This is a genomic window from Lysinibacillus sp. FSL L8-0126, assembly GCF_038630385.1.
Taxonomy (GTDB): domain Bacteria; phylum Bacillota; class Bacilli; order Bacillales_A; family Planococcaceae; genus Lysinibacillus; species Lysinibacillus fusiformis_D.
This window is the reverse complement of the sequence record NZ_CP152028.1, coordinates 4514525-4539160: the sequence shown is the minus strand read 5'-3', so window position 1 is coordinate 4539160 and position 24636 is coordinate 4514525. Positions and strand designations below refer to the sequence as shown.

The window sequence follows — 24636 nt, the reverse complement described above, 5'->3', positions numbered from 1 at the left end:
TGGATTACATACCGGTTAACCTGACATAAATGCCCTTTGAGGGGGAGTATAGAGAGATAGGATGGAGCGGAAACATGAACGGAGTAAACAATTGGGAAAGTATGGATAAACTAAAGCTGATTTCTAAATATCCGACTACCTTAATACTTAAAATCTTCGAAAATGTATCTGAAGGTATCATGATTACAGATGAATTCAAAAAGATAGTAATGGTCAATCCTGCCTTTGAATTTGTTACAGGCTATACACGTGATGAGGTGGTTGGAAAAACGCCAGCCGTATTACAATCAGGTGTACATGAGTTGCCATTCTATTTAGAGATGTGGGAACAGATACGACAAGAAGGCATTTGGCAAGGTGAGATATGGAATCGTCGTAAAACTGGAGACGTATATCCTGAATGGTTAACAATTGTTTGTGTAACCAACGATGAGGGTGAGGTTACAAATTACTGTGGTATTTTCACAGATTTGTCTGAAAGAAAAATAGTAGAAAACGAATTAGAAAAGCGTTTGCTTACGGATTCATTAACAGATGTATCCAATCGTTTTGCCTATATTGAAAGAATGGATAATCTCTTAGAATCGACTTCTGCTATTTCTCATTCAGTGCAGCATGCGATCTATTTCTTAGATTTGGATCGATTTAAGCAAATTAATGATACATTAGGCCATGCTGTTGGAGATTTAATTTTGAAAGAAGTAGCAAATCGTCTAAAACAGCTACTAAAAAACAAAGACATTATTGCTAGATATGGTGGCGATGAATTCGTCATTACTTTAACCAATGTGAAAAATGTGAAAGAGGCTGCAAAATTTGCTGATCAAATTATTAGTTGTATCGAACAACCAATGATGATTAACGGTCAGGAAGTTTTTATGTCGACAAGTGTGGGTATTAGTGTTTATCCAGTAGATGGTAAAAATACAGAACAACTCATCAATTGTGCAGATCGAGCAATGACCTATTCCAAAAAGAATGAATTAAACGGCTATTCCTTTTATTTTGATGAACTACAAACAGACGCACAGCGCGTTTTATTGCTAGATTCAGAGCTAAGAAAAGCTATAGAAAACCGTGAATTTGAGCTGCATTTTCAGCCGAAGATTTCGATGGAAGATGAGCAAATTCAAGGCTTAGAGGCACTGGCTCGCTGGAATAGCGAGAGGTTAGGCTTTGTGTCACCTGCGGAGTTTATTTCCTATGCGGAGGATACGGGTTTAATCATTCCGTTAAGTGAGCTTATTATTGAAAAAGCATGTGAGGCAGTTATTCAAATGCAGCAACAGGGTTGGAAAATACCTGTTGCCATTAATATATCGAGTATACACTTTAAACAGCAGAATTTTTTAGAATCGATACAAGCCATATTAGAGCGCTATAATATGCCAGCTAATAATTTTGAAATAGAAGTGACGGAGCGAACGGTGATGAACAGTGCGAACGAGACGGTTAGTAAATTGGTTCGTTTGAAACAATTAGGCTTTAAAATCTCAATCGACGATTTTGGGACAGGCTATTCATCCCTAAGCTATTTAGTTCGCTTTCCATTAGATTGTTTAAAAATTGATCGAAGCTTTATTCAGCATATTGGCTCACTCGATGAAAAACAGGCAGTTGTAGATGCGATTATTCAAATGTCCCATCGCCTAAAAATGAAAGTTGTTGCTGAGGGTGTAGAACAGGCACAACAAGTGGATATACTACGTAAAATGAACTGTGATATTATCCAGGGCTATTATTACAGCAAACCATTACCATTAAACGATCTCATTGAGTTTATGGAGTTTTGGGAAATTGAGCATCAAGGAAGGAAATAAGTTATGGCAAACTATCAATTAGTAGCTACGTCAGCAATGGGCTTAGAGTCTATTGTGGCCCAAGAAGTAAAAGCTCTTGGCTATGAAACAACTGTTGAAAATGGCAAAGTATATTTTGAGGGCGATGAAACGGCTATCGCACGCACCAATTTATGGTTGCGTGTAGCGGATCGTGTCAAGATAGTCGTTGGACAATTCCCAGCAAAATCTTTTGAGCAATTATTCGAAAGTGTCAAAGCATTACCATGGGAAAAATATTTACCTGTGGATGCGGCTTTTCCGGTTTCAGGGAAATCTGTAAAATCGAAATTATTTAGTGTACCAGATTGCCAAGCAATTACCAAAAAAGCAATCGTTGAACGAATGAAACAGCATTATAAACGACTTGGCTTTTTAGATGAATCGGGTGCGACTTACAAAATTGAGGTTTCGATTTTAAAAGATGTGGCGACACTGACTATTGATACATCTGGCGCAGGCTTACATAAGCGTGGCTATCGTCAGGCACAAGGGGAGGCACCGTTAAAGGAAACGTTAGCGGCGGCACTTGTGCAAATTTCGAAGTGGAATCCAAATCGTCCGTTCGTTGACCCATTCTGTGGCTCTGGTACTATTACACTTGAAGCGGCAATGTTTGGACAAAATATTGCACCAGGGTATAACCGTGAATTTATTTCTGAGGATTGGCCTTGGATGAAAGCGGCCATCTGGGATCAAGTCCGTGATGAAGCGGAAAGTTTAGCCAATTATGATCAGCCATTAGAAATTATTGGTTCTGATATTGACCATCGTATGGTCAGCATTGCACAAGAAAACGCAATAGAAGCGGGCTTTGGTGAGTTAATCACGTTTAAGCAAATGCAAGCACGCGATTTTACAACACAGTTAACGGATGGTGTCATGATTGGGAACCCACCATATGGAGAACGTATTGGTGATGTAGAAGTCGTGGAGCAGGTAATCCGTGATGTCGGGAAAGTCATGAAAAACTATCCATCTTGGTCTGTGTATATGCTATCCTCCATGAAAAATTTTGAAGAATTATATGGACGCCAAGCGACGAAGAAACGAAAATTATTTAATGGTTTTATTGAAACAAATTATTATCAGTTCTGGGGTCAAAAGTCTAAAAGAGATTAACGAATAGTAACGGAAGATAAGATCTTTTCTTATCTTCCGTTTCGTCGCGTATAATAGCACCAGATAGTTAGAGGGGGAACATCAATTGCGTAAATCTTTACCATTTGCATTATCAAAGGACCGTTCATTTTTTGAATCATTAGGTGATTGGATGGGCGATGTCCTTTATGATGAATTACCTGAAAAAGGCTTTGAATGCCGTGATGAGCAAATTTTTATGGCTTATCAAATAGAGCAAGCACTGAAAGAAAAAAATATCCTCTTTGCAGAGGCAGGCGTAGGAACTGGGAAAACAATCGCTTATTTATTACCAGCCATCTCTTATGCACGCTACACAGGGAAGCCTGCGCTAATTGCTTGTGCAGATGAAACATTAATCGACCAACTCGTGAAAGAGGGGGGCGATATTTATAAACTCCAAAAAACGTTAGGGCTCGATATAGATGTTCGTCTTGCAAAATCGAGAGACCAATATTTATGCTTAAAACGCTTTGAGGAAGCAGAAAAAGTGGAGACTGATGAATGGATTGATGATATTGCTTTTTCCATCCCTGATGGTGTCTATGCGCAAGGCTCTATGATTGCTTTACAGCCATATGGAGAACGTAGTGACTATCCAACGGTTAGTGATGAGGATTGGCAAAAAGTGAATTACAATGCCATTATGCAATGTTCTGTTTGTGAGCTGCGTAATCGCTGTGGGCAAACGTTGCATCGCTCCCATTATCGTAAATCAACAGATCTTGTCATTTGTTCTCAGGATTTTTTAATGGAGCATTTGGCTACAAAGGAATCTCGTGAGCGTGAAGGTCAGCTTGCTTTACTGCCAGAGGTATCGATGATTGTGTTAGATGAAGGGCATTTATTGGAATATGCTGCGCAAAAGGCAATGACATATAAAGTTCAGGCAACTACCATCGTACAATTATTAGAGCGATTGATGGTAGATGGCGTACGCGAGCGTACACTGTATGCGATGGAAAAATTACAGGATGATCATGAGCTATTTTTTGATCAGCTTCGTGATGATATCGTTGCTTCAAATGAGGATCGTAAACGTATAAACAAATCGAAAGCATTACTTGCTTATGGGAAGCAGCTAATAAATGATGTGGAAGTTTTGATGGAAGAATTCGTCTTTGAATCAGAAATGTATATGATTCCTGAATATGAGTTAAATATGGCGGAAGAATACTTAGAACAATATGAGGCTTCCTTACGTATTTTCATAGCACAGGGAGATGCGGTGGATTGGTTAGAGGAAACAGATGGCGAGGAAACGCTTGTCATTATGCCTCGTTTAATCACAGAAGTTTTAGCAGAAAAATTATTCTCTAAAAAGCTTCCAATCGTCTTTTCTTCTGCCACATTATCGGTCAATAAAGACTTTTCTTACATTGCCTACAGTTTAGGTATTCGCGATTACCAATCATTTTCTGTGTCTTCTCCATTCGACTATGAAGAAGTGATGAAAATTTATTTACATGAGCTTACACAACGTGACAAAACAGCGCGTGTTCAGCAATTGCTGCGTGATGGCGAGCAAACATTGATTTTATTTAAATCAAAGCAAGCCATGCTAAACTTTAAGGCAGAATTGCCGATTATGGAGCGTATGTATGTAGCATTTGAAGGAGATCGAGAGCTATCCGCCATTGTTCGAGATTTCCAGCAGGGGACTATTAAAACATTATGCTCCTATCATTTATGGGAAGGCTTAGATTTACCTGAGGAAGCCTTAACACGTGTGATTATTTATGATTTACCATTTCCTCCACAGGATCCATTATTTGATGCGAAACGTACGTTTGCTGAAAATCCATTTGAAGAAGTGGAACTACCTTTCATGCAACTACGCTTGCAGCAAGGGATGGGTCGCTTAATCCGTACATCTAATGACCATGGAGATATTCATATTTTATTAAATGAAGAAGAACAAAAACAACGTGCAGCCTTTGAAAATATAGTAGCGGTTGTACCAGAAATAAAATAGAAAGAAGCGAGTTTGCCATAAAGGTAAGCTCGCTTTTTTAATATATTAAAATAACATTATGGGTATGGATATAATGTGGTGGTTTAAAAAACTGTTGAATATTTCTCTTTTAAGCTATATAGTTCTTTGTAATGCAACGAAATTTGGTGAAAGAAAATATTTTTTGTATTGAAAATAATTTCACAAAAGGTTTATAATAATGACAAGAATTTTTAAGAATAGTCAAATTGCTTGCTGACTATTCCTTGATAGGGGGCTTAAACCTGTCGAACATTCAATCATTGTGTAGAAAATATACAAATCTATCGGCAACGGATATTGACAAGTTAATAGAAATTGAAGCTACGCTAACGTATTATGCTGAGTTGACTGATTGTTATATGTTCATAGATTGCCTGCTGGAAAATTTACCGCATGCAATTGTTGTGGCAGAGGCATTCCCGAAAAAGGAAATTGGTTTATATGAAAAATCAGTTATCGGAAAATTCGTATTTGAAAGTTTTGAACCAGCTGTATTTGCTGCATTCAAACATCAAGAAAAATCTTCTATTTCCAGAGCGATTACGCAGGAAGGGATTACGGTAGAGCAAAATGTGATGCCTATTTTTAATGAGCAACAGCAAGTGATTGCTGTGTTGATTCAGGAAAAAATGGTGAAGATGCAAACAACACCGAAAGATGATTTTCAAAATATGCCTTTTGCTTTAATTGAGCATATTGTAGAACCGAATCCGCAACCGATACCCGTTGTTTCTGATTTACTTGTAGAGTCCATAATTCTCACCAATCATGAAAATAAAGTGATTTATAGCAATCCTGCTGGCTATCATTTTATTTCTGAGCTATCGGGATTAGAGAACTTTGACAATGTTGCATTGGATAAAATTTTACCTTTTTTACAAGAAGTCTATGATAAAGGCGATGATGTCTTTTTCTTAGAAATTACAATTGATCGTAAATCCTTTATTGTAAAGAAAATTCCGATTCGCAGTCAAAACGAGAAGGTCACTTTACTCATTATTCATGATCTAACAGAGCTTAAGCTGAAAGAAAATGAGTTAATGATGAAAACCTTTGCGATACGAGAAATTCACCACCGCGTGAAAAATAATCTTCAGACAGTGACAAGCTTATTACGCCTGCAAATGCGCAATGATCGGTCTGCTGCGAATGCAAGTGCTTTTCAAGAGGCATTAAATCGAATATATAGTATTTCATCTGTTTATGAGCTTATTTTAGAAAATGAAGATAACGCTGAAGAAAAAGTAGATGTTATCGCGTTAGCTAAAAAAATTGGTCATAAAATGATTGATACGTCCAATACAGCAACTATTCAACTAGCCTTTCAACATGATAATTTGCAGCTATTCTGTCATTCAAAAAAAGCGGTATCTCTCGCACTCATTATTTGCGAGCTCCTGCAAAATGCATTAAAGTATGCTTTTATCGGTCGTGATGAAGGAACCATTGATATTCAATTCATTCAGGAAGAGTCTACTATTTCACTCCATATTTCTGACAACGGCGTTGGAATGCAAGAGGTGAAGGCATCTTTTGGGATGGAGATTATCACAAGGCTTGTAGAGTATGATTTAGCTGGCTCATTTTCAATTATCCCTAGTGAAGAAGGTACACATACTCAAATTCAGTTTCCTGTAAGTGAGGAGGTATTTATCGTAAATGACTAGGAAAGTTATGATTGTCGAAGATGAATCACTGATTGCGATTGATTTGAAGTTTATGTTAGAAGACAATGGCTACGAAGTAGTAGCACAGGCGAGTAATGGGGAAACAGCCATTGAATTAGCCTTTTTACATAAACCGCAATTAATCTTAATGGACATTAAAATGCCTAAACTGGATGGGTTGAAGGCAAGTAAAATTATTGAACAACAGCTTGGTATACCCGTTCTTTTCATCTCAGCATACAGTGAAAAAGAATTGTTGCTATACATGAAGCAAGACAATATATTAGGCTATGTCATGAAACCGTTTTCTGAGAAAAATGTGTTGCCTGTGTTAGAGGTTGCTTTTCATCAAATTGATAAATTTAACCGACTCAATGGCGAGATCTTACATAAGCAAACACAATTGGAAAAACGAAAAATCATTGAACGAGCAAAGGGTTTGCTCATGCAGGCTGAAAACATTAGTGAGGACGAGGCTTACCGTAAGATTCGCAATGAAAGCATGCAAACACAACAGGAAATGGTACACATTGCACAGCAAATTATAAACACCTTACAAGTCAATAGTTGAAGCAAAGGCGCTTTAAAGAGATTTCTTCTTTAAAGTGCCTTTTTTTATATAAATTTAATAATGAAAAAGGGGTGATGAGTAAGATGGCAATGATAGGAACGATTATCGTTTATATTATTATGATTTGTGCTGTTTTAGGGGCAATCGGGGCTATCCGAGATGCTGAGTATGGGATTGGGAAAGAATTTATGAATGGGATTCATACCGTTGGGCATATTTTTGTCCCAGCAGCAGGGATCATGGCAGCTATACCTTACTTAACATGGTTTATTAGTCATTTTATTAGTCCGATTTTTGAGTTAATTGGTGCAGATCCTGCGATTGCAGCGACGACGATTTTAGCCTCGGACATGGGTGGTTACCAATTAGCCAATGCGTTAAAGGAGTCTTATGAGGGATGGGTAATGGCTCTTGTTGTTGGCTTTATGTCAGGTGCTACCATTGTATTCTCAATTCCAATGGGTCTTGCGATGTTAGATAAGCGTGATCATAAATATATGGCGCTAGGTATTATGGCTGGCGTATTAACAATTCCGATTGGTGCATTTATTTCTTCGATCATGATCGTGCTATTTAACACAGAAGTGCGTGAAGTTATTAGTACAACAGAGGCACCTACATATGTATTTGCCATTTCTGTTTTACAAATATTAATTAATTTACTACCGTTATTCATTTTCGTTATTTTAATCGCACTAGGCTTAAAGCTTATTCCGAACGGTATGATTGCAGGCTTCATGATATTCGGACGCGTGATGGATGCGGGGATTAAATTAGTGTTAGTGTTCTCGATTGTAGAGATTTTCACAGGTATTTTTACAAAGATATTTGGTGCGTGGGGCTTCGATCCAATCATGGCTGATGAAATCGACCAATTCCGGGCATTAGAAACAGCTGGTTATATTGGAATTATGCTAGCGGGTGCGTTCCCAATGGTGTATTTAATTCGAAAATATGCTTCCAAACCACTTGAAGCGGCTGGTAAAAAATTAGGTTTATCATCTGTAGGAAGTGCAGGGATTTTAGCAACAATTGCTAATATTTTGGCGATGTTTACACTGATTCGCCATATGCCACCGAAGGATAAAGTAATTAACATCGCGTTTGGTGTATGTTCAGCCTTTTTATTAGGCGATCACTTATCATTCACAGCTAACTTCCAGCCAACCATTATTTTACCTGTAATCGCTGGGAAGTTTTTAGCCGGTGTTATTGCGATTATTTTTGCTTATAAGCTTTCTGTACCAACTGCATTAAGGCTGGAAATTGAGGATCGCAAGGCAGGCATTATTAAAGAAGGCGAATATTTAACAGATCAAAAATCTTAATTGATTAAAAAGTGAGGTGATGACGTGTGAGTGAAGAGAAAAAAAGATTTATTCAGGAGTTTGTGCCGGGTAAACAGCTAACATTGAGTCACCTTATAGCCAATCCTGATCCCGATATGTTTCAAAAGCTGGGTATCCAAGAATCGGGCGCACTGGGCATTATGACGTGTACCCCAAGTGAAACGGTGATTATCGCAGGAGATTTAGCGACAAAGGCTGCCAATGTCAGACTAGGATTTTTAGATCGTTTTACAGGTAGTCTCGTTATTGTTGGTAGTGTATCAGAGGTGGAAATGGCGATGTTAGAAATTAATCGTTTTTTATCTGAGGTATTAGGTTATACACCATCAAAAATAACAAAATCATAGGATGTGTCATATGAAAAATCGAGTAATGATAATAGGCGGTGTGCAGGCAGGAAAGTCAACATTGATGAATACGTTGTTGGGTAAAGAAAGCAGTGCCAATAAAACACAAGCACTCGTTTATGATGACTGGATTGTTGATACACCAGGTGAATATGTTGAAAATCCAATGTATTACAGGAATATTATGGCAACATCATTGGAAGTAACCCATGTCATTTACTTGCAGGATGCCACCTCTGCAAGAAGTGTGTTCCCTCCGCAATTTAGCTTAGGGATTCCTAAAATACAGATCGGTGTTATTACCAAGATAGATGCCCCTAATGCCAATATGGAAAGGGCTATAGACTTATTAAAAAATGTGATGACACATGGGCCCATCGTGAAAACCTCTTCCTGGCAAAAGTTAGGCATCGAGTTGATTGAACCATTGATTCAACTTACGACACAGGAAGAAATTCGTCAATTCGTCAAGGATCGCGATAGTCCGTATCTCATGTATTGCTCACAGTAGCGAGAGGGAGGTATAGGGTGAAAACTGAAAAAATATTTAGTGCAGGCATTGATATTGGGACAAGTACTACCAAAATGGTGGTCAGTAGTTTTCTGTTAAAGAATGTGGCTGGTGTGACACATGTGCCAAGGATTGAAATTATTGAGAAAACGGTGTTACATCAAAGTCCAATCATTAAAACACCTTTTATCAATCGAGACATCATCGATATGAAAAAAATTGAAGAATTTATTTTTCAGCAATATCAATTAGCACAAATCGCACCAACTGACATTTCAACAGGTGCCATTATTATTACAGGCGAATCGGCCACGAAGGAAAATGCAAGCGAGGTTGTCCATACCATTGCCGATGGTGCAGGTCATTTTTTAGTTGCTACCGCTGGTCCTGATTTAGAGGCCATCATTGCTGCTAAAGGGGCTGGTACCCTACAGCAATCAAAGAATTCAGCTAAGGTGATTGCCAATATTGATATTGGCGGAGGAACTGCCAATATTGCTGTGATGCAGTTTGGAGAAATTATTGGTACATGTACCTTACATGTTGGTGGTAGATTGATTGAATTTAAGGATGGGAGGGTTCAATCAATTTCTCCGCCACTCATGCGACTAATGGAACAATGGGCTAATCCGTTAGCTGTCGGTGATGCGGCCGATGATGCTCGTGTTTCACAATGTATTGACGAAATGGTTGGAACACTTGCCATGATTCTTAGTGGACAGTGTACCGATGGAGAGCATCCATTATTACTAGGGCATTTACCGAACTGGCATAAACCAGTGGATGCCATCGTCTTTTCTGGTGGTGTAGCTTCCTGTATTTATGAAAATGAATGTACTCAGCGCCAATATGATGATATAGGCGAAAAATTAGCGAAAATGCTTATACAACATGAGCAACTACAATCGTTTTTATGGCTACGACCAGAAGAAACAGCACGTGCAACAGTCACTGGAGCGGGTACACAAACAACTGAAATTAGCGGGGCAACCATTCAGGTAGATGCCGAGGTGTTACCACTAAAAAATGTACCTGTTTTCAACTGCCATATGGAGTCAGCGAAAGATTTTAATACTACGGTGAAGACAGCCGTAGAGCGAGCAGATGATTTATTTTCCATCCAGGATAATCGTTCGCCTTTCGCACTCTATTTTAGCGAATTGCCGTATTTAAGCTTTCAGGATGTACATGCATTGTGCCAGGCTATTTTACAACATTTGGCGACAAGATGCTCCAAGGACATACCAATTATCATAGTCATTCAATCAGATTACGCAAAGATTATTGGACAGACCATACAAGCCATTCATGCGACAGTACCAATTATTTGCATCGATCAAATTAAAGTGGAGACGGGCGATTATATCGACATTGGAGAGGCTCTGCCATCTGGCGTTGTTCCTGTTGTGGTGAAGACCCTTGCCTTCCACTCAAAGTAAGGAGGATGAATGTGAATCTATCGGTGATATTTGGTGGAGAAAAATATAATTTTAAATCATTAAAAGATGTAATGGCTAAGGCCAATGAAGAAAAATCAGGCGATCGGCTAGCTGGTATTGCAGCTGAGACGGTTCAACAACGAATCGCAGCTAAAGCTGTATTAAGTGAGCTTTTAGTCAAAGATATCCGAGAAAATCCATTAGTGCCGCAGGAAAATGATGAGGTTTCACGCATTATTGAGGGCGATATTAATGAGCAAATCTATGGAGAAATCAAAAACTGGAGCATCGAGCAGCTGCGTGAATATATTTTATCGAATGACACAGGGGATCGTGAATTAAAGCGATTAAGCAAAGGGATGAATTCAGAAATTATTGCTGCTGTCACAAAGCTCATGTCAAATCTAGATCTTGTTCATGCAGCCAATAAAGTAGAAATACTGTCAACGTGTAATATTACCATTGGGCAAAAAGGGACACTGTCCTCTCGCCTACAGCCAAACCATCCAACAGACAATATTGATGGCATCATCGCCTCACTAAAAGAAGGACTGTCTTATGGTATTGGAGATGCTGTTATCGGTATTAATCCTGTAGATGATTCAGTTGAAAGTGTCAAAAAGGTACTTACGGCTACAAAAGAATTTATCAATGACTGGTCCATCCCTACACAAAACTGTGTTCTAGCTCATATCACAACACAGATGAAAGCAATTAAGCAAGGCGCACCAGCAGATATGATTTTCCAAAGTATTGCTGGGACGGAAATTGCCAACCGTTCGTTCGGTATTTCTGCGGATTTAATAAGAGAAGCAGAGGAGCTCATTAAAAAGCAAGGAACGGGTACTGGCCCAAATTTATTCTACTTTGAAACGGGCCAAGGCTCAGAGCTATCGGCAGAGGCTCATATGGACATTGACCAAGTAACACTCGAATCTCGCAATTATGGATTTGCAAGACATTTTAATCCTTACATTGTGAACACAGTAGTGGGCTTTATCGGTCCAGAGTATTTATACAATAATAAACAAGTTATTCGAGCAGGTCTAGAAGATCATTTCATGGGCAAAATGCACGGTATTCCAATGGGTGTAGATATTTGTTATACCAACCATATTAAGGCGGACCAAAATGATGTTGAAGATTTAAGTGTGCTACTAACAGCAGCTGGCGTTAACTTTATTATTGCTGCGCCGATGGGTGATGATGTTATGCTCAACTATCAATCAATGAGCTTCCATGATGTGGCTACATTACTCCAAACATTTGGTAAAAAACCAGCACCAGAATATTTAGCATGGTTAGAGAAAATGGGCATTTATGAAAATGGTCGACTTTCAGCAAGAGCTGGCGATTTATCCATTTTTGAAAGGTAGGTGAGTCCAGTGAATGATCAATTAGTCTCTATGATTACACAGCTTGTTATGGAAAAGATGGAGAAAAGCACCGAGAGCCAAGTGCCTGAAACGGTAGCTACTCCAACAGAACAACCTCTTATTACGTTTTATGATACAGCAGCACATCAGGCAACAGAAACAACAACATCAAGAGCAACATCGCAGGAGCCATTAATTCAGCTGTATCAGCATGGAGCTCCACAGCAGGCGACGGTAGCTCCTACTGCTACTTTCGAACAACCCATCAATGTAGCTGTGCCGATTAAGCCTTTTCAGTTTGAGGCAGATACGTTAACGGATAGTGTACAAGCCGCTAAAAAACATACACCTGCTCGAATTGGCGTTGGAAGAGCGGGGACAAGACCAAAAACAAAAACTTGGTTAAAATTCCGACTCGATCATGCGGCTGCAGTGGATGCCGTGTATGGTGAAGTGTCCGAGGGTCTTTTACAAAAGCTTGATGTCTTTCAGGTCACAACGAAAGTCACGGATAAAGAGGAATACATTACAAGACCTGACTTAGGTCGTCGTCTATCAGACGAATCAAAAGCGTTAATTCAGCAAAAATGTAAGCCGCAACCAAAAGTACAGATTATTATTTCGAATGGCTTAAGTGCTAGTGCGATTGAGGAAAATGTGCAAGATGTGTACTTAGCCCTTCAGCAAAGTCTTAGCAATTTAAATATTGATATCGGCACAACTTTCTATATTGATAAAGGGCGTGTTGCTTTAATGGATGAAATTGGTGAGCTGCTACAGGCAGAAGTGATTGTTTATCTCATTGGTGAACGTCCAGGGCTTGTATCTGCTGAATCGATGAGTGCGTATCTATGCTACAAGCCAAGAATCGGTACAGTGGAAGCGGAGCGTATGGTGATATCAAATATCCATAAAGGTGGTATCCCACCATTAGAAGCAGGTGCTTATCTAGGAACCATTGTAGAAAAAATCTTGCATTATCAGGCAAGTGGTGTAGAGCTTGTCGCAAAAGAAGGTTAGGGGGCTGAACCATGAATCCTCAAAAAATTATGGCGCAAATTTTAGCGATGCAAACCATTCCAAGAGTGAACAGTGAACTAGCAGAGCAGTTAGATTTGAAGCCATATCAACACAGCATTGGACTTGTCACACTGACAATCGACGATGTGGGTTATGTTGCCTTAGACGAGGCAACAAAAAAGGCAGATGTCGATGTTGTCTATGCGAAGAGTTTTTATGCGGGAGCGGCTCATGCATCTGGCCCATTGTCAGGTGAAGTAATTGGCATCATTGCGGGAAGCTCACCTGATGAAATTCGTAGTGGACTTGATGCCATTCAACAAAAAATTGAATTTGATACGTACTTTGAAGCCATTAATCATAATGACAATCACGCCCTGTTTGCCCATACCGTGGCAAGCTGTGGTACGTATCTTGCCGAGCTTGCAGATGTAAAGGTTGGCACACCACTTGCTTATTTAATCGCACCGCCATTAGAGGCAATGATTGGATTAGATGCAGCATTAAAAGCGGCAGATGTGGAGTTAAAGGTTTTCTTTGGTCCTCCGTCTGAAACCAATTTTGGTGGCGGCTTATTAAGTGGTAGTCAATCGTCATGTGAGGCTGCGGCGAATGCTTTCAGAGAAGCTATTGAAAATGTAGCTAGAAATCCAGTGATCTAGAAAGGAGGCGGCTTTATGGCCACATTAGACAAAGACTTATTAGCGATTCAGGAAATGAGAGATGCTGTAAAACATGCTAATACAGCACAGGCTGCCTACATGCAATTTTCACAGCAACAAGTAGACAACATTGTGAAGGCTGTTGCGGATGCTGCCTTTAAGGAAGCAGACCGTTTAGCAAAAATGGCGGTGCAAGAAACAGGGATGGGTATTCCCAACCATAAAAAGATGAAAAATGAAGTGGCTTCAAGAGATGTCTATGAGGATATCAAAGACTTAAAAACGGTTGGCATTGTGGGTTATGACCGCATGAAAAAAGTAGCCGAAATCGCTAGTCCTTTTGGCGTCATCGCAGGTATAGTGCCAACGACGAATCCAACCTCTACAGCCATCTTTAAAACACTTATTTCTTTAAAAACAAGAAATGGCTTAGTACTTAGTCCACATCCATATGCCGTGAAATGTACGAAAGAGGCTTTAGATATTTGTCGAGTAGCTGCTGAAAAAGCAGGTGCACCAGAAGGTTTACTACAATGTTTAACGATGTCTTCTATGGAGGCCACACAGCAGCTAATGAAGCATCCTGACATTCATTTAATTTTAGCGACTGGTGGCGGTGCATTGGTGAAGGCAGCGTATAGCTCTGGCAAACCTGCTTATGGTGTAGGGCCAGGGAATGTACCAGCTTACATCGAAAAATCGGCTAATCTTCAAAAATCTGTACGTCAATTAGTGCAAAGCAAATCGTTCGATAATGGCACAATCTGTGCAACAGAGCAAGCCATTATTGTGGATAAGGCAATTGCAGAGCAAGTGCAGACAGAATTAAAGAAAAATGGTGCTTATTTATTAAATGCTGAAGAAAAGGCCAAAATGGAGAAATTGATTTCGCCTGTTCCTGGAAAAGTAAATCCACAGATTGTTGGCAAATCAGCTACTTGCTTAGCAGATTCTGTTGGCATTACGGTACCAGACGATACAAAAGTACTCGTTGGATTGGAAACGATGATCGGTAAAAATATTCCGTTTTCTCTTGAAAAATTGTCACCAATCTTTGCCCTTTATGTAGTAGAAAACAGTACAGAAGCAAAGCAAGTCATGATTGACCTGTTAAATATTGGTGGACGCGGACACACATGCTCTATTCACACAGAAAATGCAGCATTAGCAGAGCAATTCTCCGTTGAATTACCAGTATCACGCATTGTGGTCAATACATTATCATCTATCGGTGCAGTAGGTGGCACAACGGGGCTAGCCCCATCCTTTACATTAGGCTGCGGTACATTTGGCGGCAATATTACGTCAGATAATATAACAGCAAGACATCTATTAAATATTAAACGTATGGCGTACGGTATTAAAGATGTTGAAGTGCCAAAACCAGAATTTGAAGTACTGTCCGTTGTCGAGTCGGTTGTAGCACAAGAACCTTCTTTAGATACGACAATGGTTCAGCAAATTGTCGATCAAGTATTAAAACAAATCACATTACAAAATAAATAATTTGGAGGAATGACAAATGAGTACAGCATTAGGAATGGTAGAAACAAAAGGTTTAGTAGGAGCAATTGAAGCAGCGGACGCAATGGTAAAGGCAGCAAGTGTTAATTTAGTAGGCAAAGTACATGTTGGTGGCGGTATCGTGACAGTTCTTGTACGTGGTGATGTAGGTGCGGTGAAAGCAGCAACAGATGCAGGTGCAGCAGCAGCACAACGTGTAGGAGAACTATTATCTGTGCATGTAATCCCACGTCCACACCACGAATTAGAAATGATTTTACCAAAAGCAGAAGCATAATTTATCTTCTTTCAGTAGGAGACGCTTATTGCTATAGATGGTGTGAGATAAATGCCAATATAGCTTCCATTTACAAAACACGTACTGGATAAAAAGCCATTATGCCAAGACGTAATGGATCAGCATGAGAGCTGACCTAACCGTAGGAAAGCTCTTATCTTGTCCAAGTCAAAACAATTTATGAAATATAGAGGTGGCTAACGTGACAACAGCGACAAAAACATTTCCAGTGGCCATTTCGGCTCGTCATATCCATCTTAGTGAAGCGGATTTACAAGCACTTTTTGGTCCAAATGCAACGTTAACAAAGGATTTTGACTTATCACAGCCAGGGCAATTTGCTGCCAAGGAGCGTGTCTCAATCGAAGGGCCAAAGGGCATTATTCATAATGTCCGTGTCCTTGGACCTGTAAGACCAGCAACCCAAGTGGAAGTCAGCCGCACAGATGCGATGAAGCTTGGGGTTACCCCTCCTTTAAGGCAATCAGGAAATATTGAAAACTCGGCAGGCATTAAAATACTTTATCAAGACAAAGTGTTGGAGATACAGCAGGGGGTCATTATTGCACAGGCACACATCCATATGACAGAACAAGATGCCAAAGAATTGGAAGTACACAATAATGAATTGGTTTCAGTGGAAGTCATCAGTGATCGACCTGTCACTTTCCGTGGTGTCGTTGTACGTGTTTCAAATGACTTTAGTTTAGAGATGCACATTGATACAGATGAAGCAAATGCAGGCTTTATCGAACAACAAGCACAAGGTAGATTAGTAAAAGTATCATCGTAAGGAGGAGGCAAGATGCAAGAAAATTTAGTGCAAAAAATTGTGGAAGAAGTTCTGCAACAAGTTTTAAAAAATCAATCTTCCTCTCCACATGACGGTAAAATTCCCGTTGGCGTATCCGCTCGCCATGTCCATCTTGCACAAGCAGAGGTGGAGCAACTTTTTGGTGAGAATTATGAGCTTACACCAAAGTTTGAGCTTTCACAGCCAGGACAATTTGCTGCGGAGGAAACCGTTGTCATCGCTGGTCCCAAAGGATCGATTGAGCGAGTTCGTATTCTGGGCCCAGCTCGCTCCTTGTCTCAAGTGGAAGTAAGCTGGACAGATGCAATGAAAATAGGATTGAAGCCCCCGTTAAGAGTATCGGGTGATATTCAAGGCTCTAGCCCTGTTACATTGATTGGTCCAAAGGGGAGTGTTGTGTTAAATGAAGGACTCATTGTAGCACAGGCACATATCCATATGTCCCCTGCGGATAGTGCGAGATTCAATGTAGTAGATGGACAGTCTGTACAAATCAAGGTAGGGGGTATTCGCCCCATTATTTTATCGAATGTGATCGTCCGCGTATCAGAGCGTTATCGATTAGAAATGCATATTGATACAGATGAAGCAAATGCAGGGTTCATTCAACAAGGAACGTTTGCTGAAATGGTCCATCATCAAGTAAGCGAGCCAGCCATACCTGAGAAAGAACAGTCACCAGCTATACAGAAAGTAGCGCAACCATCTGTCTATCATTATGACAAAAAGCTACTTTCACAAATAGAAGTGCTAGATATCGATGCACAAGAAATTGTGGTCCCGAAGAAAACGATTGTGACAGCACTGGCTTATGATAAATTACGAGAGTTAAATAAAACATTAACAATTCGTTCAGAGTAATAAGAAAATCTGTGTCGCATAAAGAGGGTGAAGTTCATGCAAATGGGAAGAGTGATAGGCAGTGTATGGGCAACACGCAAGGAGGAAGGGTTGAATGGTTTAAAGCTACTCATCATTCAACCAATTGACTCCAATCAACAGCCGATTCGCACAGAAATGGTGGCAGCTGATCGTATTGGTGCGGGTATTGGTGATGATGTACTCATTACAAGCGGTGGGTCATCACGCTATATTATGAAAGAAAATCCGTTACCAATCGATGCAGTGGTCATTGGTATTATTGATTCTACTGAAGTGATGAGAGGTGAGGACAATGAGTAGTGCAATTGGTATGATTGAGACCAAAGGATTAGTTGGTTCATATGAAGCGGCTGATGCGATGATTAAAGCGTCAGATGTGACAATCGTTAAACAAGAATTCGTCGATGGTGGTATTGTGACGATAGTCGTAAAGGGCGACGTAGGTTCTGTACAAGCAGCAGTGGAAGCTGGTAAGGCTGCTGCCATGCGTGTTGGTGAATTATTAGGTGCTCACGTCATTCCGAGACCTGATGAAGAAGTATTCCAAATGATTAAAGGACCAGAGGCACCAAAGAAAAAGCCTGCCACTACAACAGCATCAACACGTGCTAAAAAAACAGCAGACACAACATCACCGACAGATAATAGAGGTGACGCATAATGGCATTTCGTAAAAATAAAATTGCTGTGATTGGTGCAGGTCATACAGGTGCTACATTAAGTTTATTTTTAGCACAGAAAGAATTAGGCGATGTGGTGCTAGTAGATATTCCAGAAGCGGAGAACCCGACAAAAGGGAAAGCATTGGATTTACTACAAACAGGCCCTATCGAAAAATTCAATGTGTCGATTAAAGGGACAAGTCATTACGAAGATATCGCTGGTGCTGATATTGTGGTCATTACAGCAGGTATCCCTCGTAAACCAGGGATGAGCCGCGATGATTTAGTTACAACAAATGCGAAAATCATTCAACAAGTGTCAAGACAGATTAAACACTATGCACCCAACAGTATTGTCCTTGTGTTAAGTAATCCGGTTGATGCCATGACCTATGTGTGTCATAAGGAAACAGGCTTTGCCAAAAATCGGATTATCGGTCAGTCTGGTGTATTAGATACAGCCCGTTTCAATACATTTGTTGCACAAGAGCTACAAATTGCTCCAGAGGATGTATCAGGCTTTGTGTTAGGTGGACATGGTGATGAAATGGTGCCATTAATTCGCTATTCCTATGCAGGAGGCATTCCATTAGAAAAGCTAATTCCCCAGGATCGACTACAACAAATCGTTGAACGTACACGTAAGGGCGGCGGTGAGATTGTCGGATTGCTAGGCAATGGTAGTGCCTACTATGCACCAGCAGCAGCGTGTGCACAAATGGTAGAAATTATTATGAAAGATCAACGAAAAATTATCCCCTCTATTGCCCTATTAGAAGGAGAGTATGGCTACAACAATCTGTTTTTAGGTGTACCAACTATTTTAGGTGGCAATGGGATTGAATCTGTGATTGAATTGCACCTAACAACTGAAGAACAAGCAGCTCTCCAGCATTCAGCTGAGGCTGTGAAGCAAGTGATTGCTATTTGCCAAAACATTGAATAGGGTAAACAGACTCTGTTCTTTGATAGAAAGAAAGTATCCCCAACTTTCTTTCTTATTGCTCTTAATTAATGTTTGATTGGAACACCAAACATGACTTGAAAGCTAGTTAAAATCCCCCTAATAATATATAAAGCTCTTATTTGTAAGAGGATAAACTGTAGCAAGCTCAAAAGTTTGCTACAGTTTTTTTATTGCACATTCACAACTTATATCATAAAAACAATGATGCCTTCTACTATAATCAAAGTAGGAGGGATGTGGATGAACAACATCGTACAGGAGATGATTGATTGCATTGAAGGTCATCTCTTAGAAGGGTTTTCGTTAGAGCAATTAGGGAAGGAGATGGGCTATTCTCCTTATTATTGTTCTTTCAAATTTCATCAGATGACGGGGATGACGATTAAAAAATATATGTCATTACGAAAAATCTATCTTGCATCCTGGGTATTAAAAGAGACAGAGGAGAAAATTATTGATATTGCTTTCTGCTATGGTTTTTCATCTCAGGAATCCTTTTCAAGAGCATTTAAAAGGGTCTTTGGCATAAGCCCGTATGATTATAGGAGGTCTCCTCAGCCTATGCAAACATTTGTGAAGTTAAATTTAAATGATGAAAGAGGCTGGTTTATAATGGACATTTCTCAAAAATTGAAAATTAAGGAATTACAAGAAAAGATTTTTGAGCAATTTAATCAAGAGACTTTGAATGTATTAAATGGTCAGATGATGTATGAAGAATTTGCAAAACATCAATTAATGGGAAATAGTGATTATGTACCTTTCAATGAAGCCATGTGTACGAATCCGACTGCTAGCCCGATTTTCAGCGAGGAATTCAATCAAATCCGAGCGGCTGGGCATCAAGTGTCATTACAGGCATACGAGCAAATGACATTGAATCCTTTGAAGCCTCTATGGACAAAAGACTATCAATGCATTGTGTTATGGTTTGGGGATGATATGTTTTGTCAGATGAATTTATTGACCATGCTTGCTTTTCTCGAACAACAAGGATATCAAGGCAAGGTCTATTTCCATATGGTCAAGGAAACGACCTATGATGTGGAGGAAACAGAGCTGGAGTTAGGAGGCTATCTAGAGGTCTATCAAGAAGTTTTCATGTACCATCGTTTTCCGAAGGCTACACTTTTACCCGTCATGTATCAGGGCATTCAATTATATTTTAACTATTTACAGGAAGAAAATGATATTACGACGTATATAAAAAAGCATCTTGAGCAGCCGCTAGGGGATTTAATGAAGCAATTATTTTCCCTCTTCCCTCACTATGGGTTAGGAGATAGTCAATATTTAAAAATAATAGAGAAAGTAAAAGACGAATATTCTGAATAAAAATACTAAAAAGTCCACAATATACAAAATTTTCGAAAATATGATAAACTTATAATGTAAAAGGAGGATGAATGCATGACAGTTCAACAATTCACAGACTATGTGAAGAAAATGCAGCATTATGAGGAAGCACTCAATGTCGTTTATTGGGATATGCGTACGGGTGCACCGAAAAAGGGTTTAGCACAACGTTCAGAGGTAATCGGTACATTATCTGCTTCTTTATTTGATATGCAAACAAGTGAAGAATTGGGGGAGCTTTTAGTAGCTTTAGAGGCACAAAAAGCTAATCTTGACTATGTAACATTGCGTTTAGTGGAAGAAGTAAGAAAGAATTATGATCAAAACAAAAAAATTCCAGCTGACGAGTATAAAAAATACGTCATTCTTCAATCGAAGTCTGAAACTGCTTGGGAAGAAGCGAAGGCAAGTAATAATTTTGCATTATTCCTTCCATATTTAGAGGAAATCATTCAATGGCAGAAAAAATTCATTCACTATTGGGGAATTAAAAATGGATCTCCTTACAATACATTACTCGATTTATATGAACCAGATATGACGACTGATGTTTTAGATCAAGTATTTGGTGACCTACGCACATCCATTGTGGAACTTGTCCAAAAAATTGCCAATTCATCGAATAAACCAGATACAAGCATGTTATTTAAGCATTTCCCACGTGAAGCACAGCGTGAATTATCGTTAGAATTGCTTGCCCAGCTTGGTTATGATTTTGATGCAGGGCGCTTGGATGAAAGTGTGCACCCATTCATGATTGGCTTAAACTATGGAGATGCTCGGATTACCACTAAATATGATGAAAATGACTTCCGTTCTGCTATTTTTGGCACAATTCATGAGTGTGGTCATGCGATGTATGAGCAAAACATTGATGAAAAGCTTGCAGGTCTGCCATTGGCTACTGGTACTTCAATGGGTATTCATGAATCTCAATCATTATTTTATGAAAACTTTGTCGGCAGAAATGAAAAGTTCTGGGAGCATAACTACGAGCGTCTTCAGCATTTCTCACCAGCACAGTTCGGGGATGTGGCATTAGCTGATTTCCTACGTGCCATCAATATGGTAGAGCCATCATTCATTCGTATTGAAGCAGATGAACTAACGTATCCTTTACATATCATGATTCGCTATGAAATTGAACGTGATCTGTTCAATGGTGATTTACAGGCGAAAGATCTGCCACAAGTTTGGAATGATAAATATGAGGAATATTTAGGCATTCGTCCTGAGACAGATGCACAGGGAGTATTACAAGATATGCACTGGTCAGGGGGCATGTTTGGCTATTTCCCATCCTATGCTTTAGGTATGGTTTATGCAGCACAGTGGAAGCATGCGATGGATAAGGATATTCCAAACTTTGATGAATTACTAGAAAAGGGAGAGCTACTGCCAATTCGAGAGTGGCTAACTGAGAAAGTTCATCAATATGGAGCATTGAAAAAGCCATTCGAATTGCTAAAAGAAGCGACAGGGGAAGGCTTAAATGCTAAATACTTAGCAGACTATTTACAAGATAAATATAGGAAGCTCTATCAACTATAAAAAAACAAGCGATTTCTCATTGTAGAGAAATCGCTTGTTGCTTTACCAAAGCTTAAAGCCGTTTGAGCCCGCTGGTGAATTTGAAATAATTTCGAAGATTGGAATTGTGTAAGCGAATATAATTAAGACTACTAAAATTAAATAGAATCATACCTAGAACTTGATTATCCGACTCGTAAAATAGCGAAACTCTTAAATCGTCAACCTTCTACGATTTCCAGAGAAATAAAACACCACGCCGGTAGTACGGCTGACGAAGCACAGGTACGTTACCACAAAAATAAATCCAACTGTGGTGCCAAGTCAAAATGTACGCCAGAAGTAAAAGAAACTGTTCAAGAAAAGTTGCGGGATACTTGGTCGCCTGAACAAATTGTCGGTCGCTTTTATCAGGGACAACTGAGTTTTAAAACCATCTATCGCTGAACTTACGAGTTTTTTTAGAAGTGCCTATAAACCCGTTCTCCTTCAAAAAGGAAAGCACCAAAAGCTCCGAAAAAAACGTATAGTAGCTATTTTTATTAATTATAATTATTTTAATTCTAAATCTCGAAACGCTATCGTATACAACTATGTGGAAAACTATATTGAAACTAACTATGGCATTGGTAGAGAAAATTTAAAATCTGAAGAAAACAATTACCTAAGAGGAATGGGGGTGTTAGCAATAGAAGTAAAAGATACAGTAACTAAAAAATATTACTTTTTAGAAGTGGATATTAAAGATGACTATTCATTAATTTATATAAAAGATCTTACTGAGGTTCATCGTAAAAATCAAGCTGATTAAAGGAAGTTTATTTCAAAAAATCAGCAATATTTTGAGAAAGATATAAAGTTTCACAATAAAACAATATATCCTGACTTATAAAGCATTCTTGAGAGAGTGCTTTTTATTATATTTAAAATTAGGAGGAGAAGATAAATGAAACATTCATTGCACAAATACAACTGCATGAATGCTAACTGTAACATTTCCTCGGCTTTGTCTATTAAATTAGGCGGCTATAAGTACAATTCTCTTTATATTTTCAAGGATTCAGAAAAATATTTGAACATAGAAAACTAAAATTAAATTTTTATCAAAAAAAGCATCCTGTCGATATTTCTTAAACTCAATATTTGTTCCAAAACTCATGGTATTTGAATTGCTTAATCCAATTACAGACTACCGACTCTTCAGTACCAAGAGGCTTTGTGATGTCTCTCATACTCTCAGAACCAACCTGGTATCTTGTAACAGCCTCTATTTTTAAATTTGGTCATGAAAAATGCACCTCTAGTTGTTAGATGTGTTTAACAATTGGGGTGCAGTTCAGAAATTTATTATAGGGCGCTTTTTTGGCACAAGGATTAGTGCAATTTAGGGATTAAGAGAAATTCATCGTTAAAATCAACCATGAAAGAATTATGGGGAAGTTAGGGATTAACTCAAGGAAAACTACTGCTAAAATAATCCATAATTATCCATAAATAGGAGTCAAGAAAAATGATTTTTTATGTACAGATATAGGAACATCACAAAGCAATTTTATAAGTTTGTTACTTTCAAGAGTCTTAAAAATAATTTATATCGCTAACGATATTTTGATAAAAACGTTTTTCTATTTGTACATATAATTCTTGTTTTCTTTATTCAAAGTAATCAATAATTTACTTGTATTGACATTTACATTTTTACCAATTAATATTAAATAGTTCCATATTGTGTAATTATAACTTATAAGGAGGGAGTAACTACTTGATTGTTAATAGATAAATTGCCTATTTACCAGTTCCAATCCAATATCATATTAGGTTATAAGTTTGGTATAAATAAACTAGTTTAAGGGAATTTTGAATATGAGATTTAAAAAATATGTTTTTCTAGCAATATGTATTATAAGTGTGGCTTTCTTATACGAACATAAAAAAAATATTTCAATTGAAGACTTATATGAAAACCAAGCGTATCCAGATGGTATAGAACATTTTCGAGTTGAAGAGGTATGGGACAAAGGATATTTTGGTGAGAAAATTAGGATTGCAATATTAGATACCGGACTTGATTTTGAACATCCTGATTTTGAAGGCCAAATAAACACAGGTTTCAATGCAATTGACAATAATAGTTTACCTATTGACGACTCAGGACATGGTACGAAAGTAACAGGAGTTATAGCCGCGAAAAATAATGATATTGGTGTAGTAGGTATTTCTCCATCAGCGGAAATATATCCTATTAAAGTTTTGGATGAATTTGGTGAAGGGGAAATTGAAGATGTTATTCAAGGAATTGAATGGTGCATCGACAATGAAATAGATATTATTAATATGAGTTTTTCCACAATCAAAAATGATCAAAAATTTTTTAATGTAATTAATAAAGCAATTAATGCGGGCATATTTATCGTAGCAGCTATTGATAACAACAAAGAAAGAGGTCCTGGTTATCCCGCTTTATATGAGGGTGTAATTGCTGTAGCTTCTTTAGAATGGAAAAATCTTTTATCTACTGAAGAAGTAGATTTTTTTGCCCCTGGAAATAATATTTTTACTACAGCTATAGGTGGGAAATACATAGTATCTGAAGGGAATTCCATAGCCACTCCACATATTACGGGTCTTATAGCACTGATAATTGATCAATATCAAACTCGTAATTATAAAGACGTAATTTGTCTATTGGAAAAATTAGTAAAATAGTA

General features: G+C 38.6%; 23 protein-coding genes. All 23 read left to right on the top strand.

All coding sequences use genetic code 11. The features are described 5' to 3' along the window. The first annotated feature begins 74 nt into the window (after positions 1-74). Positions 75-1820 carry a GGDEF domain-containing phosphodiesterase gene (locus tag MHI34_RS22090; RefSeq protein WP_036118414.1) on the top strand — a complete coding sequence of 582 codons (1746 nt, stop codon included), beginning with the start codon at positions 75-77 and terminating at the stop codon, positions 1818-1820. 3 nt (positions 1821-1823) lie between these two features. Next, complete coding sequence (locus tag MHI34_RS22085; protein ID WP_036118413.1) at positions 1824-2960, top strand: class I SAM-dependent RNA methyltransferase; 1137 nt, start codon at positions 1824-1826, stop codon at positions 2958-2960. 85 nt (positions 2961-3045) lie between these two features. Then, positions 3046-4953: an ATP-dependent DNA helicase gene (locus MHI34_RS22080; RefSeq protein WP_342503986.1), complete on the top strand. Its 1908-nt coding sequence runs from the start codon at positions 3046-3048 to the stop codon at positions 4951-4953. Between the two features lie 227 nt (positions 4954-5180). After that, positions 5181-6641, top strand: a complete 1461-nt coding sequence (locus tag MHI34_RS22075; protein ID WP_051891581.1) for a histidine kinase N-terminal domain-containing protein — start codon at positions 5181-5183, stop codon at positions 6639-6641. Further along, the gene (locus tag MHI34_RS22070) at positions 6634-7212 is read left to right on the top strand and encodes a response regulator (RefSeq protein ID WP_036118407.1); all 579 of its coding nucleotides are present in this window, start codon (positions 6634-6636) and stop codon (positions 7210-7212) included. Before MHI34_RS22075 ends, MHI34_RS22070 begins: the two co-directional genes overlap by 8 nt. An 83-nt stretch (positions 7213-7295) precedes the next feature. Then, a complete protein-coding gene (eutH, locus tag MHI34_RS22065) occupies positions 7296-8540 on the top strand; it encodes an ethanolamine utilization protein EutH (RefSeq protein ID WP_036118404.1) in 1245 nt (414 codons plus the stop codon). Positions 8541-8566: 26 nt separating this feature from the next. Continuing rightward, positions 8567-8908 carry a BMC domain-containing protein gene (locus tag MHI34_RS22060; RefSeq protein ID WP_036118401.1) on the top strand — a complete coding sequence of 114 codons (342 nt, stop codon included), beginning with the start codon at positions 8567-8569 and terminating at the stop codon, positions 8906-8908. A 10-nt stretch (positions 8909-8918) separates the two neighbouring features. Then, positions 8919-9419 (top strand): EutP/PduV family microcompartment system protein, encoded by a 501-nt coding sequence (locus MHI34_RS22055; protein WP_342503985.1) that lies wholly within the window; start codon positions 8919-8921, stop codon positions 9417-9419. 17 nt (positions 9420-9436) lie between these two features. Next, positions 9437-10858: an ethanolamine ammonia-lyase reactivating factor EutA gene (locus tag MHI34_RS22050; protein ID WP_342503984.1), complete on the top strand. Its 1422-nt coding sequence runs from the start codon at positions 9437-9439 to the stop codon at positions 10856-10858. 5 nt (positions 10859-10863) lie between these two features. Continuing rightward, positions 10864-12234: an ethanolamine ammonia-lyase subunit EutB gene (locus MHI34_RS22045; protein ID WP_051891580.1), complete on the top strand. Its 1371-nt coding sequence runs from the start codon at positions 10864-10866 to the stop codon at positions 12232-12234. A gap of 9 nt (positions 12235-12243) precedes the next feature. After that, positions 12244-13254, top strand: coding sequence for an ethanolamine ammonia-lyase subunit EutC (gene eutC / locus MHI34_RS22040; protein ID WP_058845095.1), 1011 nt, complete (start codon positions 12244-12246; stop codon positions 13252-13254). A gap of 11 nt (positions 13255-13265) precedes the next feature. After that, entirely contained in the window at positions 13266-13916 is a 651-nt protein-coding gene (gene eutL / locus MHI34_RS22035) for an ethanolamine utilization microcompartment protein EutL (protein ID WP_036118375.1), read from the top strand. Between the two features lie 15 nt (positions 13917-13931). Beyond that, positions 13932-15422, top strand: coding sequence for an aldehyde dehydrogenase family protein (locus tag MHI34_RS22030; protein WP_051891579.1), 1491 nt, complete (start codon positions 13932-13934; stop codon positions 15420-15422). Between the two features lie 16 nt (positions 15423-15438). Continuing rightward, a complete protein-coding gene (locus tag MHI34_RS22025; RefSeq protein WP_004269321.1) occupies positions 15439-15717 on the top strand; it encodes a BMC domain-containing protein in 279 nt (92 codons plus the stop codon). A 202-nt stretch (positions 15718-15919) separates the two neighbouring features. Further along, the gene (locus MHI34_RS22020) at positions 15920-16510 is read left to right on the top strand and encodes a phosphate propanoyltransferase (RefSeq protein ID WP_338653536.1); all 591 of its coding nucleotides are present in this window, start codon (positions 15920-15922) and stop codon (positions 16508-16510) included. Between the two features lie 12 nt (positions 16511-16522). Beyond that, the gene (locus MHI34_RS22015) at positions 16523-17392 is read left to right on the top strand and encodes a phosphate propanoyltransferase (RefSeq protein WP_036118369.1); all 870 of its coding nucleotides are present in this window, start codon (positions 16523-16525) and stop codon (positions 17390-17392) included. Between the two features lie 36 nt (positions 17393-17428). Beyond that, entirely contained in the window at positions 17429-17713 is a 285-nt protein-coding gene (locus MHI34_RS22010) for a EutN/CcmL family microcompartment protein (RefSeq protein WP_036118365.1), read from the top strand. Then, positions 17706-18074: a BMC domain-containing protein gene (locus tag MHI34_RS22005; protein ID WP_058845098.1), complete on the top strand. Its 369-nt coding sequence runs from the start codon at positions 17706-17708 to the stop codon at positions 18072-18074. The genes MHI34_RS22010 and MHI34_RS22005 overlap by 8 nt, the downstream gene beginning before the upstream one ends. Further along, complete coding sequence (gene mdh, locus MHI34_RS22000; protein ID WP_342503983.1) at positions 18074-19021, top strand: malate dehydrogenase; 948 nt, start codon at positions 18074-18076, stop codon at positions 19019-19021. Before MHI34_RS22005 ends, mdh begins: the two co-directional genes overlap by 1 nt. Positions 19022-19282: 261 nt before the next feature. After that, positions 19283-20377, top strand: coding sequence for an AraC family transcriptional regulator (locus MHI34_RS21995; RefSeq protein WP_342503982.1), 1095 nt, complete (start codon positions 19283-19285; stop codon positions 20375-20377). 75 nt (positions 20378-20452) lie between these two features. After that, positions 20453-21949: a carboxypeptidase M32 gene (locus MHI34_RS21990; protein ID WP_340808750.1), complete on the top strand. Its 1497-nt coding sequence runs from the start codon at positions 20453-20455 to the stop codon at positions 21947-21949. A gap of 574 nt (positions 21950-22523) precedes the next feature. After that, entirely contained in the window at positions 22524-22739 is a 216-nt protein-coding gene (locus MHI34_RS21985; RefSeq protein WP_180957764.1) for a hypothetical protein, read from the top strand. A gap of 1052 nt (positions 22740-23791) precedes the next feature. Continuing rightward, on the top strand, positions 23792-24634 hold the full coding sequence (locus tag MHI34_RS21980) for a S8 family serine peptidase (protein ID WP_058845103.1): 843 nt from the start codon (positions 23792-23794) through the stop codon (positions 24632-24634). Positions 24635-24636 lie beyond the last annotated feature (2 nt).

What these genes read in the sequence shown, in the direction of transcription:
- MHI34_RS22030 (WP_051891579.1), top strand. Translation starts at nt 13,932, where the DNA reads ATGGCCACATTAGACAAAGACTTATTAGCGATTCAGGAAATGAGAGAT.
- MHI34_RS22090 (WP_036118414.1), top strand. Translation starts at nt 75, where the DNA reads ATGAACGGAGTAAACAATTGGGAAAGTATGGATAAACTAAAGCTGATT.
- MHI34_RS22070 (WP_036118407.1), top strand. Translation starts at nt 6,634, where the DNA reads ATGACTAGGAAAGTTATGATTGTCGAAGATGAATCACTGATTGCGATT.
- eutH (WP_036118404.1), top strand. Translation starts at nt 7,296, where the DNA reads ATGGCAATGATAGGAACGATTATCGTTTATATTATTATGATTTGTGCT.
- MHI34_RS22005 (WP_058845098.1), top strand. Translation starts at nt 17,706, where the DNA reads ATGAGTAGTGCAATTGGTATGATTGAGACCAAAGGATTAGTTGGTTCA.
- MHI34_RS22085 (WP_036118413.1), top strand. Translation starts at nt 1,824, where the DNA reads ATGGCAAACTATCAATTAGTAGCTACGTCAGCAATGGGCTTAGAGTCT.
- MHI34_RS21990 (WP_340808750.1), top strand. Translation starts at nt 20,453, where the DNA reads ATGACAGTTCAACAATTCACAGACTATGTGAAGAAAATGCAGCATTAT.
- MHI34_RS22045 (WP_051891580.1), top strand. Translation starts at nt 10,864, where the DNA reads ATGAATGTGAATCTATCGGTGATATTTGGTGGAGAAAAATATAATTTT.
- MHI34_RS21980 (WP_058845103.1), top strand. Translation starts at nt 23,792, where the DNA reads ATGAGATTTAAAAAATATGTTTTTCTAGCAATATGTATTATAAGTGTG.
- MHI34_RS22010 (WP_036118365.1), top strand. Translation starts at nt 17,429, where the DNA reads ATGCAAATGGGAAGAGTGATAGGCAGTGTATGGGCAACACGCAAGGAG.
- MHI34_RS22015 (WP_036118369.1), top strand. Translation starts at nt 16,523, where the DNA reads ATGCAAGAAAATTTAGTGCAAAAAATTGTGGAAGAAGTTCTGCAACAA.
- eutL (WP_036118375.1), top strand. Translation starts at nt 13,266, where the DNA reads ATGAATCCTCAAAAAATTATGGCGCAAATTTTAGCGATGCAAACCATT.
- MHI34_RS22055 (WP_342503985.1), top strand. Translation starts at nt 8,919, where the DNA reads ATGAAAAATCGAGTAATGATAATAGGCGGTGTGCAGGCAGGAAAGTCA.
- MHI34_RS21995 (WP_342503982.1), top strand. Translation starts at nt 19,283, where the DNA reads ATGAACAACATCGTACAGGAGATGATTGATTGCATTGAAGGTCATCTC.
- MHI34_RS22025 (WP_004269321.1), top strand. Translation starts at nt 15,439, where the DNA reads ATGAGTACAGCATTAGGAATGGTAGAAACAAAAGGTTTAGTAGGAGCA.
- mdh (WP_342503983.1), top strand. Translation starts at nt 18,074, where the DNA reads ATGGCATTTCGTAAAAATAAAATTGCTGTGATTGGTGCAGGTCATACA.